Annotated in this window: 10 protein-coding genes and 2 pseudogenes; 2 read left to right on the forward strand and 10 right to left on the reverse strand. The window is 66.5% G+C overall.

Annotated features, from left to right (window positions below; genetic code table 11):
* The 9 genes and pseudogenes from GP2_RS09115 to GP2_RS09155 all read right to left on the reverse strand — a co-directional run.
* Positions 1-842, reverse strand: a pseudogene (locus tag GP2_RS09115) (hypothetical protein); the annotation flags it as partial.
* The gene (locus GP2_RS09120; RefSeq protein ID WP_006900208.1) at positions 839-1,465 is read right to left on the reverse strand and encodes an MspA family porin; all 627 of its coding nucleotides are present in this window, start codon (positions 1,463-1,465) and stop codon (positions 839-841) included. The gene GP2_RS09120 and the pseudogene GP2_RS09115, both read right to left, overlap by 4 nt.
* A gap of 332 nt (positions 1,466-1,797) precedes the next feature.
* Positions 1,798-2,103, reverse strand: a complete 306-nt coding sequence (locus tag GP2_RS22095; protein WP_006900209.1) for a hypothetical protein — start codon at positions 2,101-2,103, stop codon at positions 1,798-1,800.
* Between the two features lie 558 nt (positions 2,104-2,661).
* Complete coding sequence (locus tag GP2_RS09130) at positions 2,662-3,126, reverse strand: hypothetical protein (protein ID WP_051997196.1); 465 nt, start codon at positions 3,124-3,126, stop codon at positions 2,662-2,664.
* 60 nt (positions 3,127-3,186) lie between these two features.
* Entirely contained in the window at positions 3,187-3,990 is an 804-nt protein-coding gene (locus GP2_RS09135) for an SMI1/KNR4 family protein (protein ID WP_006900211.1), read from the reverse strand.
* Positions 3,987-4,634 carry a hypothetical protein gene (locus GP2_RS09140; RefSeq protein WP_006900212.1) on the reverse strand — a complete coding sequence of 216 codons (648 nt, stop codon included), beginning with the start codon at positions 4,632-4,634 and terminating at the stop codon, positions 3,987-3,989. The genes GP2_RS09135 and GP2_RS09140 overlap by 4 nt, the downstream gene beginning before the upstream one ends.
* 87 nt (positions 4,635-4,721) lie before the next feature.
* Positions 4,722-8,843 (reverse strand): annotated as a pseudogene (locus GP2_RS09145) (type ISP restriction/modification enzyme); the annotation flags it as partial.
* Positions 8,844-8,941: 98 nt separating this feature from the next.
* A complete protein-coding gene (locus tag GP2_RS09150) occupies positions 8,942-10,987 on the reverse strand; it encodes a CocE/NonD family hydrolase (protein ID WP_006900214.1) in 2,046 nt (681 codons plus the stop codon).
* Positions 10,988-11,190: 203 nt separating this feature from the next.
* Entirely contained in the window at positions 11,191-11,784 is a 594-nt protein-coding gene (locus GP2_RS09155) for a YqgE/AlgH family protein (protein WP_006900215.1), read from the reverse strand.
* 203 nt (positions 11,785-11,987) lie between these two features.
* Between GP2_RS09155 and GP2_RS09160 the strand changes: the two genes are divergently transcribed.
* Positions 11,988-13,292 carry an MFS transporter gene (locus GP2_RS09160; RefSeq protein ID WP_006900216.1) on the forward strand — a complete coding sequence of 435 codons (1,305 nt, stop codon included), beginning with the start codon at positions 11,988-11,990 and terminating at the stop codon, positions 13,290-13,292.
* On the opposite strand, the gene GP2_RS09165 is transcribed toward GP2_RS09160, so the two are convergent.
* Positions 13,273-13,851 (reverse strand): hypothetical protein, encoded by a 579-nt coding sequence (locus GP2_RS09165; protein WP_006900217.1) that lies wholly within the window; start codon positions 13,849-13,851, stop codon positions 13,273-13,275. The two genes, GP2_RS09160 and GP2_RS09165, sit on opposite strands and share 20 nt — an antisense overlap.
* Positions 13,852-13,965: 114 nt before the next feature.
* Between GP2_RS09165 and GP2_RS09170 the strand changes: the two genes are divergently transcribed.
* On the forward strand, positions 13,966-15,057 hold the full coding sequence (locus GP2_RS09170; protein WP_006900218.1) for an aminotransferase class V-fold PLP-dependent enzyme: 1,092 nt from the start codon (positions 13,966-13,968) through the stop codon (positions 15,055-15,057).
* The last annotated feature ends 6 nt before the right edge of the window (positions 15,058-15,063 follow it).

Below are 15,063 nucleotides of genomic sequence, written 5' to 3' on the forward strand. Positions count from 1 at the left end.
CCGCTATACCCTTCTCTCTCAGGTTTCTGCAATTCAGTGACCTCGGGGTTGGCCAGGGTCTCCTTAATCGACATGTGCATGAGATCCATCCACTTGTCGCCAGTGAGGTCGGCTTTGGTCTCCCACTGATCCCCGTGTTTTCCCTTGATGTGTTCGAACGAGTATTTCTTGTTGCCGCACCGCATGAAGGCCCGCCGATCACCGGCTACTTCGTAGTCCTGGATCTCTTTGCGTTCGTCGGACGACCCGCACGCGGCGAACGGAGGCAGTCCGGAATCTGGTGTCCAGTCACGGGCGAAGGTGCGGCCGGGAAGCGGGATACGCGGCACGGGGGGCAGCGCCGGGGTCATCGACGGTGGGGTCGATCGCGGCACGACTGGCACGTCACGATCTGCGCCCGGTACCGGAACGATCGGCGTTTGGCCGGCTTCGGGGATGTCGGTGGGTGCGTGTGCGCCCACGTTCGGGCCACCGGTGTCGGGGCTGTTGGTCTCGGTCGGGATGGCCGGTGCGGTCACCGAGGGTGGCGGGGTGGTCGACGACGTCGGCGGGCCGGGGTCGACACACACATACGGCACTGGTGGTGGGGGTGCCTGGTCGGCGGGTTTGCCGTTCGACGCCGCCCACGATTGCGCCCACGCGCTGTTGTAGGCGGCGGTCTCCCGTGCGCACCGCTCGGCGGGGGTTTCTGCATTCGCCGACGGGGTGCTGATCAACACCAGCGCCGAGACCGTCGCGATACCGATCGCCACCAGCACCGCCAGGATCGACATCCACCCGGACTGCGGCTGATGCGTCTGCGCCGGTGGCATGGTCGCCTGTTCGCGACCGTTGGTCGTCACAGCCACATCCGTGCCGAGTAGAGGTTGAGGGTGTCATCGGCGGTCGGGGTGGACACCGACAACCGCACGATCACCCGGACGGTGACCGGGCCGGCACACCCATCCACCCGCACGTGCACGCGTTTGGCGCGGATCGACGCCCGATTGGTTTGCAGGGTCTTTTTGCCCAGCGAGATCTCGTTGATGGTGCCCGGTTTGAGTTTCGACGAGATCGACGGCGACACCGATGCCGAACCACCCACCGACACGCCAGGTTGCCCCGAAATGGTGACGTTGGCGTTCGGGCCGAACGACGACCCCAACCCGAACGTCGCCCCATCAGAGATGTCGATCTGGCAGCCGACGACCAGGAACTGTTCCAGCACACCCGAACTCACCGGCTGTGACGGTGTACGCCCGGCGGCGGGGGTGACCAGTGCACCTACCCGCGCTGATACCCAGCCTTCGCGGGAGGCGAAACTGTTGGCGATGTTCGACATCGGGTTGACCACCAACTCCGAGGCCCGCAACTCGATCTTCCACCCGTCATCGGTCACCAGCCGGTCATAGGTCGACGCCAGCGGAGTGGGTGCCGCCGCCGCGGCCCCGGCGCCGGCGATCAGGACCGCCAGGACGGCGCACACTCCCGTCACGAACACCGTGGCAGATCGGCGCAGCGGCCGAACATCCAAATCTTGCACCACCATGTGGCCCCCAAGCCGTCAGGTCGAAACACACTGTTCACCGGGCCGAAGGCGCAGAGAAGCGCCGTACGAGACACGAAAGTCTCAGCGCACCAACAAGAACTGTCCCCGACCCAACCACCGAGGGTCGCCGCGTTATCGAAAGGTCCAGATACCGCGGAATCGACCACCAGATAGTGAATGCACTATGGCACACTCTATCTTTGCCAGCAATGAATGTGAGGGTGGTCACGTCAAGTGTTGCGCCCGATCGCGGCTGCGGGAACCGGTGTTCAGGTGAGGGCGTTGAGGGCGGTGATCGCATCGGCGCGGCCGGCGGCGACGATGGTGCGCCAATCGGATTCGGCGGGTGCGCCGGCGGTGATGGTCTGGGTGAGGGTGGCCTGGATGCGGCCGTGGCCGGCGGCGGTGCGGCCACCGAGGTGCCCCCGGGTGGCGAAGTGCTCGAGGATGTCGGCCAGCAGCGCGTACTCCACCCGGGTGGCGTGGGTGAGGCGGATCTGTCCGGACAGGCGGGTGCCGGCGATGAGAGTTTCGGTGTCGAGGCGGATCGGGACTGAACCCCTCCCCGGCGTCACCGTCGACGGTGACGCCGGCGGCGGACAGGTCATTGCTGTGGCTGGTGGATTCCTGCCCGAGGACGGTGTGCACCGACGCCGGTATCGGAGCATCCGGCGGTGGGGCTGTCGGGAGTAGGTGCAGGGTGTCGGCGGTGACCGGAACAACCTTGGATACCACCAGTTTTCCGGACATGACCCGCGCGTTCGCCGCTCCGCCGAACAGCCCGATCAACGGCACCAACGTCTTGAGTTCGCGTTCGTGTTCTGGGGTCATCTCGCGGGTTGATTTGCGCAGGAACCCGCCGTTGCGCAACAGGTGCGCGGCCGCCGGGGTCAGCTGACCGGCGTAGTCGAGGACCTCGGCGAGGAGTGTTTCGCCGGTGCGGCGCAGGATGCCGCGCCAGGCGTTGCCGGAGATGATCGGCACCACCGCCACCTCTCCGGTCGGGGTCAGAGTCTTTTCGCGGCGGAACAGCGACTGGATCGAGGAGCTGTTGCGGGTGTCGTCGCGGTGCACGATCGATGTCGTGGCGGTGATGTCGACATCGACTACCGCGCTGATCAATGGCTCCCCCATCAGTTCTCCCCTGCGCTCGCAGCTGCGCGGCGATTGTCGGCGACGGTTTCGGCGATGATCCGCACGCGCAGGATCAGGGCGGGTAGTTGGTCGCGGAGCAGGGTGAGGACCGGCGCTGAGGGTTCGGTGAGTAGCTGGGCGACCTCGAGGCGGCGGGCTCGGTCGGTGACCGTGATGGGGAGGGCTTGGGCGAGCAGGGACCACCAGGTGGCCAGGCTGTCGGCGCGGTAGGTCGCCGCCCGCAACCGGGCCGGGAGCAGCTCGTCCCAGTAGCGGTGGCGGTGATCGCCGATCCAGGCGTCCCAGTCCAGGTCGTAATGCACCAGCAGCAGCAACCGTTCGGCGCAGATGGCAGCCGGGTCGGTCAGCGCCGGCGGTTCCGGGACCTCGGCACGCCACTGATCTGTCGGAACAGACAGCGGCGCAGGGGTTTTGGTGGGGTTCACTCGGTGTGCCAGGTCCATGAGTCGATGCGCCACACGTGCTGTTCGATGACGGCGCCGAGGGTGGCGGTGATGGCGGGATCAGCCCAGCCGGGCCGGGTGAACTCGAGGGTGACGGTCGCTGGGGAGGTGGGCGGGTCGGGTACCGGCGCTGTGGGGGTCGGGCGGGAGCCGTGGGGGCCACAGCTGAGTGCGTAGATCGTCGAGCATCTCGATCGGGGCGTGCTGGTCGTAGGTGGCGCGCCAGCGGGCCGACAGACAGCGGCGAGCGCCGACGACGTTATCGACGGTCACCGCGTGCTGGAGCGTCATGATGGTGTCGTGGAGGGAATCGAACGGCGCTCCCCCGTACTCCCGGTCAAACTGTTCGGCCTCCTCCACCCACGACGCGACCGTGCGCTCAAGCGGGCCTGTCAGGTTCGGTTCGCAGCGGCACTCGGCGACCTCACCAGGTTCGGCGTCGGGGTCGTCGAGGGAGAAGTTGCACACCACCTGTGTGGGAGAGCCTTCGTTGTAGCCGAGTGTTACTGGCCGGCGTCCCGCTGGTGGCGGGTAGAACTCGGGTTCGACCATCGTGTCGCCGCGCATCTCAAAGCTCGGGGTGTAGAGCAGGAAGTACTCGAAATACATGAACTGGTGCGCGTCGCGCCAGCGTTGTGAGGTGCCGAGTTCATCGACGGAGAATAGGGTCATCTCTCCGAGGCGTTCGATGCCGTTGCATAGGGTCATCAGTTGCCGGTAGGAGCGGTCGAACCGCACCCCGAGGCGTTGTTCGGCCGCGGCGATCTGCTCGGGTGAGGCCCACAGGCCGGTGCCGGCGCCGACTGCGACCGCCCGCTCAATCAACTCCTCGAGGCTGGGGGTCTCCACCCTTGGCTGGGTCACTGGCGTCTCCTCGATCGTGGATTCCTCAGTGCGGGAGTCTGCGGTGTCGCTGTGGGTGTGGGCGCGGGTGTGGACAGGGCGATCGCGGCGTCCCACCACGCACCAGGGTGGCTGCGCCACACCGCCAGGGCATCCCAGGCCGCCAGCAGCTGGGGCCACTGGTCGGCCGGCACAGTGCGCATCAGCGTCATCGGTGGGACGGGGTCGGTGAGCATGGCCGCACGCACCCCGGGCAGGGCGCGGAGCCATCGCAGATCGGTCAACAACGCCACCGCGGCATCATCCCACCGAACCGCTGTGTCGTCGGTGCAGACATGCCCCCACCGTGCGGTCGGGAGGATGTGGCGGCGACCACGGACCGGCACCACCACCATCCGGTCGACCGGTAGCGGGCCTGCGGCCAGCAACTCCCCCAGCTCGGTGCGCTCCACGATGGTGCGGGCGGTGCGGTGTTGGTCAACGAGGTAGACGCTGCGTCGTAGTTCGGCTGTGCCATACGCCCATCCGCAGGCGGCGCATAACCAGTCCCCGCCGTACACCCAGGATTCGGCGTCGGTGAACTTGCGGGAGACCACCGACAGCGCGGCCACCAGCGCCACGTCGGTGGCCCCGCAGCAACAGCACCACTGTCCTTGCTCGGGCAATTCAGCGGTGGGTGGGATTGGTCGGCCGGCGGCAGTCCAGGCCGTGAACGCCGCAGACCCAGGCGGGACTGCTTGACGCCCTGGGTTTCAGGGAAGAGAGTCGATGATCTTCATTGTTTCCACGGCTACGGTGGTCACCTTGCGGATCAGGTCGACGATGTAGGTCGGGTCGTCGTGTTCGTCGCACCAGTCGTTCGGGTCGTTGGTGATCTTGGAGTCTTTGTCGGTCTTGATCTGGTACCGCTCCAGAATCCAGCCCAATGCTGTTCGGGAGCCGAGGAGGTATCGTTCGGCGTCTTCGGGGATGCCGGAGATGGTCACGTAGGGGTTGTAGATGATGGTGGAGTGGTCGGTCTTGGAGCGCCACTTCATCTTCTGAACGCGCCACGTATCGGGGTCGTCGACGCTGCGGCCCTTCTTCACTGATACCTCTAATGGGTACGGCTCTGCGTCTTCGTAGTCGGCGTGCAAGGCCAGTAGGCGCTGGCCGGCGTTGGTGCAGGCGTCGAAGTCGTCGCGGGATTCTGGTGTGGGGATGCGTGGCAGCATCTTTTTCAGATCGGCGGCGTAGGTGTTGCGGTAGGCCGGCGAGTGTAGGAGGCCGTAAACGAAGCAGAAGATGTCGTCCTTGGTGACTTCTTCGCCAAGTTTCGCACAGTACAGATCCGCGATCTCATCACTGATGTTGTCGACGCGCTCGTACCCCCACTCATCGACAACGGCAGTCCCAGTCGCGAAGTCAAGAGTGCCAGCGTCCTCCTCCGGCTTGCGGTACGTGTACCGAGGGAAGAACTGACCCGTGTCCAATGTGTGAAGGTTTGGCAATTCCCTCGTGGCGAACGGCGTGAACTCGAAGTGCGACGCCGGCGCCGTCAAAACGATCCCGATATTCGTATGGTGTGGGGTGGGAAAGATGGCCGGGAGCTGGTAGGTGCGCTCGTTGAGTTTTCGGTCGAAGTACACCCAGCGTTTCTCAAAGGGACGGTAGGCCCCCAATCGAATTGCCTGGTTGTCGAACGCGTAGGTGACGTTGCGTGCGAGGTCGTGTTTCGTACTCGCGTTCCAGCTGATCTTGGTGGGGTCGGTGTCGATGAACCTGTCAACCGCCTTGGCGCGTTCCTTTCGGTCTGCAGGTGGCGTAGTCTGCGCGAACTCGTAGACCTGCTTGTTGTAGAAGTCGATCATGCGGTGCATGGTGTCTACCAGCGCCTTGCGGGACGCGTTGTAGCACCACACGTCACGGTTCGTCTTCAGCCCCCCGGAATACGTTTCGAAGACACGGACACCTGTCCCGTCCTTGTCGCCGATGACGGGGTAGGTGCTGAAGGTGTCGTCGCGTTGATTGATCCAGTCGCCTGCGATGTTGGGGGTGATGGTGTCCCAGTCGATGGCGGGGAGGGGGTCGGTGTCGAGGATGCGGAGTTTGTCGTCGCGGGTGAGGTAGTCACCGATGTCGCGGTAGTGGATGGTGGCGGGACCGGTGTGGGTGGGGTCTTTGACACCGACGAAGATCGCTACCGTGTTGCGGCTGCCGCCGCCGAAGACTTTGCCGCCCTCTTTTCGGCTGAGTTCGCCTGCGGTGCGCTGGTTTCCGCGGAGGTTGTAGACGTAGATGCTGCTGTAGTCGTCGGCGAGGGTCAGGCGCATGCCGTCGTGGGCGTTGCCGTCGATCCAACCGCCGTTAGAGACGAACGCGACGATGCCCTGGTCGCCAATACGGTCTGTGGCCCAGCGGAATGCGCGGATGTAGGAGTCGTAGAGGCTGTTCTTGTTGGTTGCGGTGGATTTGGCTGCGTAGGTGTTTTCGATGTGGCCGTCGAGGGTTGGGTATTTGAGGTTGGCGTTGTTGTCGTTGGCGCTGTCTTGGCCGACTGAGTAGGGCGGGTTGCCGACGATGACGTTGATCTTGGTGTCGAGTTGGCGGGTGATGCGGTCATTGTTCGCGGGGAACATTTCGGCGTCCATGGTGTCGTCGGCTTCGCTGATCTGGAAGGTGTCAGCGAGTACGATCCCGGGGAATGGCTCGTAGTCGGCGGTGTCGGCTTTACCGGCGAGAGCGTGATAGGTGGCTTCGATGTTCACGGCGGCGACGTAGTACGCGAGCAGCATGATCTCGTTGGCGTGCAGTTCCCGGGTGTATTTGCGGGCCAGGTCATGTGGGGTGATCAGGCCGGTCTGCATGAGTCGGGTGATGAAGGTGCCAGTACCCGTGAACGGGTCGAGGATGTGGACGTTGTCAGCGGTGAGGCCTTTACCGAAATGCTCACGGGAGACGGTGTCGGCAGCGTGGAGGATCCAGTCGACAATCTGGACGGGTGTGTAGACGATGCCGAGGGCATCGGCCTGTTTCTTGAACCCGATCTTGAAGAACCGTTCATATAGGTCAGCGATGATGCGCTGTTTACCCTCGGCGCTGGTGACCTGGGAAGCGCGCAACCGCACCGAGTCGTAGAAGCTGTCGAGGCTGGCAGTTTCGGATTCGAGTCCGGTGTCGTCGAGGGTGTCGACCATGCGTTGCATGACGATCGAGACCGGGTTGTGGGAGGCGAAGTCGTGTTCGCTGAACAGAGCGTCGAAGACGGGTTTGGTGATCAGATGCTGAGACAGCATGCTGATCGCGTCATCATCTGTGATGGAGTCGTTGAGGTTGTCACGCAGCCCAGCAACGAACTTGCCGAACTCGCGTTCGATGGTTGGATCGCCTTGGGCGAGAATCGCTTTGATGCGAGTGATCTGGGCGGCGGAGATGTCGGCAACATCGTGTGCCCAGTCTTCCCAGTAGGTGCGGGTGCCGACTTTGTCGACAATGCGGGCGAAGATCGCTTGGCGCCACTGCGACAGGGAGAACAACGCCAACTGTGAGGTGAAGTCCGCGTCGTTGGTTGTGGTTGCCTGGCTGTCATCGGACGGGCCGATCGTCTCGGTCTCGTCGTCGGCGGTGGGGCCGATATGACCGCCCATCAACGAGTTGGTGCCTGTGCCGAGTTTCTTCGTGTCGGCGGCGTTGAGGTTGATGGCGTTGACGTGGGCGTCGAACCGTTCGTCGTGGGAACGCAACGCGTTGAGTACTTCCCACACGACCTTGAACCGTTTGTTGTCCTGCAATGCCTCCGACGGGCTCATCTCCGCCGGCACAGCCACGGGAAGGATGATGTAGCCGTAGTTCTTGCCTTCCGACAAGCGCATCACCCGGCCGACGGCCTGGACAACATCGACGATCGAATTGCGTGGATGCAAGAACAGAACGGCATCAAGTGCTGGCACGTCCACACCCTCGGACAGGCAGCGGGCGTTGGTGAGGATGCGGCACTCGTTGTCCGACAGCGGCGAGCTGATGCCTTTGAGCCAATTGATCCGTGATGTGCGTTCCAGCGCGTTATGGGTGCCGTCGACATGTTCGACCGAGCAGTACAAATCCGTGTTGTTGGCTGCCGGGTCATCGCTGTCGCCTTCGTCGTCGAGGGTGTCGCGGTAGGCGTCGACCACTGCGGGAAACATGTGGGCAATGGACTTGGAGGTGGCGATGTCCTTGGCGAACGCGACAGCACGCCGCATGGGGTTTTCGCCGGGAGCGAAGGTGGAGCCATCGATCGTGGCGCCGGCACGTTTGGCCAGCCCGTTCCAGCAGCCGACGATCCGGGTCGCGTCATCGAGGTTGAGTTCGCTGTCCGGGCCGGCGAGTTGTTCCTGCATCGGGCCGGCCACCAGTGACTGATCCACGGTCAGGACGAGGACTTTGTAGTCGGTGAGCAGCCCTTTTTCCACGGCTTCGCCGAAGCCGAGGTGATGAAACTCCGGTCCGAACAATTCCTCGTTGTCCATTGACGCCACTTCAGCAGAATGCTCTTCGGCTTTGTCCTTGAGCTTCTGGTCGTAGATGCGTGGTGTGGCGGTCAGATACAACCGACGAGCCGACTTCAGAAAATCCGGGTCGTGCACTTTGACGAAGTTCGACTCATCCGAACCGGTCAGTGTAACGCCGGTGGTGCGGTGGGCCTCGTCGCACAGGATCAGATCAAAATCGGGCAGCCCGAGAGCCTGCGCGTCGGAAACCACCGGAAGGGACTGGTAGGTGGTGAACACCACGGTCAACCCGTCGGCATCGTCATCAATGTGGGTGAGGGATTCGGCCAGTTTCGTGGCGTTGGTGGTCACCGGGATAGCCACATCGTAGGTGCGGGAATCCTCGGCAGCCCGGGACACCGGGGTGTGTGCGGGTGTGTTCGTCGGCGTGATCCCACGCCGCCAGCGTGTCGGCACGCGGCTTGCGGGTGATCGAACCCCCAGCGCCCTCAGCACCGCCGGGCTTATCCGCCGATCGGCTCCGACAACGGCAGGTTCACGAAGCTCGGGCGGCTCGGGTCCAGCTGAATGTGCTGCGGCTTCAACCCCGACTCGTTGAGAAGCGGGCGCAGCGGGAGTGCCCGCGGGAAGTTCATCGCGAACACGTCCACCCGGAGACGATGACCCGGCTTCACGATCGCCTCGGTGGGCAGCAGGCCGATGTCGACGGCCACCGGGCGGCCCGGCGCGACGCGCTGCCGCGACGACAGGGTGAGGTGGTAGACCGGATCGATCACGTCCCCGTTCGGGGCGAACTGCGAAGCGGCGCGGTCGTATCCACGCAGCGAGGCCATCACCTGACCGGAGCTGATCACCTTCGACGTGCCGTCGGGCGCGACGTCGTTGAGGGTAGCCGTCCAATAGCCGTCGGTGGCGTCGAGCACCGCGTTGAGACGGACGTTCGCGTATCCGGACACGCTGCGCGCCTTGGTCAGCGGTGCTGTGGTGAACGACAGCGCCGCGCGTTCGGAGATGCGCGCATCGTCGGAGCAGAACGGGAAGATCGCCAGGGCGCCGGCGAACTGCTGCGCGGCGTCGCGGGAGCACATAGGCGCGAGACCCGGCGACACGGTCAGCCGCGCATGCGACTTCGGGGCGGCGGGGCTGAGGCTGCCGTCGCGGACCGCATGGGGCGCGGTGCCGCTACGACGATCCGACAGGTACAGGCGCTGGCGCTCCATGCCGGCGCGCGGGAACTGCTGCGCGGTGATCCAGGAGTCGCCCACCTGCTTCAGCTGAACGGGCCCGTACTCGTCGATCCCGTTGTCGATTCCCTTGAGCCACTTGTCGAACCACGCCTTCTGCAGGACGTCGAGACGCGGGGGAGTGCCCGCGCGGCCCTGCTGGCCGCCACCGATGGTGAGGTGGTAGCCGTCGCCCATGATCAGCTGCTTCTTGCCCGGCGGCAGCGGGATCTTGTTGTACATCCGGACCTCGGAGTTGGTGAAGAGATCGAACCACCCGCCGTAGATGAACGTCGGGGTGGTGATCTTCTCCGCCCGGTCGAGCCAGGCGGTGCGGGGTTCGGAGTTCTTCTCCAGCAACGCCTTCAGGTTCTCCGGCACCGAGGGGATGTCGGGCGTCAGCAGCGCCGCCATCAGCTGCGGGTAGAAGGTCAGGGGGTCGGAGATCCTGTCCGCCAGCCACTTCCAGTCGAAGGTGCCGTTGAGCATCGACGCGACGTTGGGGATCATCTTGGTGCCGTTGACGAGTCCCAGCCACATCGGCAGGAAGCCGACGCCCAGTCCGCCACCGGGAGCGACGATGTCGCGGATGAGGTCGCCGCCCGGCTCGACCGGGAAGATCGCCTTGAGCGCCTTCGGGTTCTTGTTGGCCGCCTGGATCTGGTTGATCGCCGAGTACGAGACGCCTGACATGCCGACCTTGCCGTCGGACCACGGTTGCCTCGACGCCCAGTCGATGACCTCGACCGTGTCCTGCTGCTCGCGGTTCTGGAAGACGTCCCACTTGCCCTGGGAGAAGCCGGTCCCGCGGACGTCGACCACCACCTGCGTATAACCGCTGCGCACGAGGTCGAAGTCGACGGCGAAGGTCTTGGCGCCGCCGTCGCGGATGGTGTGGGCGATGTCGTTGATGCCGTCGATCGGCGTGCCCCGCAGGTTGATCGACCGCGCGATCTGCAGCAGCCACGGCTCGAGCACCGGGTGCTGGATGACCGCCGCGCTCAGCGCGGTGACCAGCTTGGTGTACGGGGTCATGGTGACGATGACCGGCGTCTTCTTCGAGGTCGGCCGCTCGCGGGCGTCGGCGGGCCGGTAGACGTTGGCGCGCAGGACGGTGCCGTCGCTCATGCGGATCGGGACGTCCCAGGTGGTGTTCACCCCGGCATACGGCTGCGGTCCGTCGTGGCTCGCCTGCCAGCGTGCTGCGGCCGCCCCTCCGGTGGGGCCGGTCGGCGCGGCGCCGGCCACGACCGTCGGCGCCACCAGCACCGCCACGAGCGCCACGACCCCCGCCAGCAGACGGACACTTCTCGACGACCTGCTCATTCACATCCCCCGCGTGTGAGCGCCGCGGCGGCGTTCGCATCGCCGCGGCAGAACCGTTCAAGCGCTCACAACGTAGCACTGGCGGTGACGCGGGTCACGGGTCGGTTTCGGGAGGGGGCGGTTCGGCAGTCGCGGTTGCGACCAGATCGGCTCGTCGCCGGCGATCGGCGCACCTCGGGGAACGACCGGGGACCGGTGGGCGGTCAGTTGAGGCTGAGGTCGATCGGATGGGTCGCGAGCAGCGGCAACGGCCAGGGCTGTCGACGCAGGACGTCGAACCAGATGTCGGTGCCGGGCGGGACCAGCACGTCGCGGGGGAGGGCCGAGGCGAGCATCCAGCTGAACCGGTCGAGTTCGTCGTCGAGCTGCCCCGCACCCCAGCCCGCGTAACCGGCGAAGATGCGCACGCCCTCGAGCAGGTTCTCCAGCGACTCGGGGTCGGCGTCGAGATCGACCAGGACGACGCGGCCGTCGACGGGCCGCAACGCCGGATGGGCCTCGACGTCGACGCCGTGCTTGCAGACGCCGAGGCACAGGGCCGCGTCCTGCTTGACCGGACCCCCCACGTACAGCGCCCGCGGCGACGCGGCGATGTCGGTCCACCGGGGGAGGAGGTTGTGCACCGCGGTCTGGCTCATGCGGTTGAGGACGACGCCGAGGCTGCCCTCCTCGTTGTGTTCGATGATGTAGACGACGGTCCGCGCGAAGGTCGGCTCGATGAGATCGGTCGAGGCGATCAGCAGTGTTCCGGGACGGACGCGCTGCGTCGGATCCTCGTCCCACGGCACGCCGGGCATGCGGCCACCGCCACCGCTTCCCGCCGGGAAGTCTCCGGGACGGAATTCCGGTGTGGGATCGTCTGCGTCGTCACCGCCGGCCACGTCACCATCATCGCACGACCGGCGCCGGAGGGGACCCACACGTTCGGGACGGACCGGTGCCGCTGAGTACGCTTGAACGGGTGAACCGCACCGAGGAGGACCGCCCGAGAGGGTGGTCGGTGTTCGTCGACTCGCTTCGGCATTCCCCGGGCCTCGGACGCCTCCTCTCGGTCCGTCTCACCAGCCAGATCACCGACGGCATCTTCCAGGCCGCACTGGTCGGCAGCATCCTGTTCAACCCCGAGCGGCACGCCGATCCGCTCGCCGTCGCCGGCGGCCTCGCGGTCCTGTTGCTGCCCTACTCGCTCATCGGCCCGTTCGCGGGTGCACTCCTCGATCACTGGGATCGGCGCAACGTGCTCCTGTACGCCAACGTGTTGCGGGCGGCGATCATCGGGCTCGTCGCGATCTCGGTCGCCTCGGGAGCCCCCGACGTGGTGGTGCTGATCTCGGCCCTCGCGGCGACCGGCGCGAGCCGATTCGTGGCGGCCGGCCTGTCCGCGGGTCTGCCACACGTCGCGCGGCGGGAGGTCATCGTCGCGATGAACGCGCTGTTCACCACCCTCGGCGGGGCGATGCTGACCGTCGGACTCGGCATCACCCTCGGGCTGCGGGCGATCTTCGGCGACGACAACTCCGGCAGCGCGCTCACGATGATCGCGGGGATCGTGCTCGCGCTGGTGTCGGGAGCGCTCGCGCACGGCTTCCCGCCGCTGCAGCTCGGCCCCGACGAACCCGACGATCCCGGACGGTCGGCGTTCCATGCGGTCTCGGTCGGGCTGTGGCACGGCGCCCGCGCGGTCGCCGAGCACAAGACGGTCGCCGCGGCGCTGTCGGCCATCGGCGCGCACCGGCTCGTGTTCGGCATGAACACCCTGATGATCCTGGTCTTCACCAAGCAGATGGGACCGGGGGACGGCCTCGACCGGGTCAGCCTGATCATCGGCTTCACCGGTGCGGGGGCGTTGCTCGCCGCCCTGGTGACGCCGATCGCGGTGGACCGCGTCGGTCGCTACCGGACGCTGATGTGCGCGTTGGCTGTTGGTGCCGTCGCCGAGGCGACGGTGTTCGGCTTCGAGTTCGCGGTGCTCTGCGGGTCGGCGTTCGTGCTGGGGCTGATCGGCCAGGTGGCCAAGCTCTGCGGCGACGTCGCGATGCAGGTCGACGTCGGCGACATGGTTCGCGGCCAGGTCTTCTCGGTGCAGGACGCGGTGTTCAACGTCGCCTACGTGGTCGCGGTGACCGCCGCCGCCCTGGCGATCCCGGCCGACGGGCACGCGCCGGTTCTGGTGGCGTTCGGGGTGGTGCTCTACATCCTCGGCATGATCGCCGTGCGCGCCCTCTACCGGCGGGTGACCATACCGGCCCTCACCCCGGAGGAGCCCGCGGCCGACGGCCGGGCCATCACCGACCGCGCCGGCTGAACCTCGGATCCCGGCGGTCGTAGGCGGCATCGGCGGTGCCGTCGCCGTCGCGATCCACCAGCACCACGTCGGTCGTCCCGTCGCCGTCGGAGTCGACGTAGAGCCGCTCGCCGGCCAGGCGCCCGGCCTTCTCCGTCCCGACGAGTTCGGCGTCGGTGGTGCCGTCGGCGTCGAGATCGAGACGGAGCACGCGGTCGGCCGGGCGCTCGGAGGGCTGCGGGCGGTGCTCCGGCGACTCACGCGGCGTGGCGGACGGGGCGCCGGCGCCTCCTCCGCGCACCTCACCGACATCGACCGGACGGTCCCAGAGTCCGGCACCCGAATCGCGGTAGAAGGCATCGAACTGGTCGTCGTCGTCGAGGTCGAGCGCCACCGTGTCGGCGATGCCGTCGCCGTCGGAGTCCCACATCGCATCGTCGCGACGGCCGTCGCCGTCGAAGTCGAGCCGGATGGCGTCGGGACCCGGGGCGTCCACTCCGACGGTGGTGTCGGCGGGGTCGGTCCAACGGGTCGTCGAACCGTCCCCGGGCCCGAAGAAGTACTCGATCACCGGGTCCATGAGAGTTTGGACGCAGCGGGGACCGCTCCGGTTCCACCGGACTCCGCGAACATGCGTGCCGTGACACCCCCGCGCTGTGACCGGGGTCGCCCCGACCCGGTAAGTTGAGGCTTCATGTACGTCAGCGAGCTCGGCGAGCAGTGGCACGCAGCGCGGCTGAAACCCGCCCTGGCGCATCTCGACTCCGCTACTGCGGGACGGTCGTCGTATGCGGTGATCGGCGCGATGACCGCACACCTGTGGCGCGAGACCGAGCGCGGCTCCTACGTCGCCGCCGACGACCGGTCCGAGGAGATCGTCCGCGACACCCGGAATCTCGGCACCCTCATCGGACACACCCCGGACGAGATCGTCTTCCGCGAGAGCGCCCGAGCCGCCCTGCGTGCGTTGCTGACCAACTGGCGACTGCCTGTCACCTCGACGGTGTGGGTGGCGAAGAACGAGTTCGGACCGAACCTCGAGGAGTTCGAGCGCCGCGGCTACGTCGTGCGCACGATGCCTGACGCCGACTACCACGGCCACGTCGACACCGACGCACTGGAGAACATGCTCCAGTTCGAGCAGCCCGACTTCATCCACATCTGCCACATCGGCTCGATGTCGGGCGTGGTGCAACCGGTCACGAAGATCGTCGAACTCGCCCACAACGCCGGGGTCCCGGTCGTCGTGGACATGGCCCAGTCGGTCGGCCACGTCCCGACCGTCACCGGTGCCGACGTCGTCTACGGCACCAGCCGCAAATGGCTGACCGGCCCGCGCGGCGTGGGTTTCGTCGCGGTGCGCCGGGACTCGCTGCGGCCGGTCGAGATCGACGGCTCGGACGCGTTCATCGCCGGCCGCCTCGGACTCGGCGTCGCCATCCGCGAGCTCCTCGACATCGGCCAGCAGCGCGTGTTCCGCGAGCTCGCCAAGATCGGCAAGGCCACTCGCGAACGCCTGCACGGCATCGCCAGCTGGGAGGTGCTCGAGCCGATCGACGAGCCGTCGGCCATCGTGACGCTGGCCCCGCCGCCCGGGTGGCAGTTCGAGGACGTCGCCGCCGCGCGGGACAAGCTCCTCGACCTCGGCATCCTGGTGACCGCCGCCGACGTCTGGCGGGCGCCGCTGTCGACCGAGACCCCGGTCCTGCGGCTCAGCCCGCACCTCGACGTGCAACGTGAGGATCTCGACCGGCTCGCCGACGCCGTGCGGACGATGGGTTACTGAGCGCGG

The sequence above is a fragment of the Gordonia paraffinivorans NBRC 108238 genome (genome assembly GCF_000344155.1).
Lineage (GTDB): Bacteria > Actinomycetota > Actinomycetes > Mycobacteriales > Mycobacteriaceae > Gordonia > Gordonia paraffinivorans.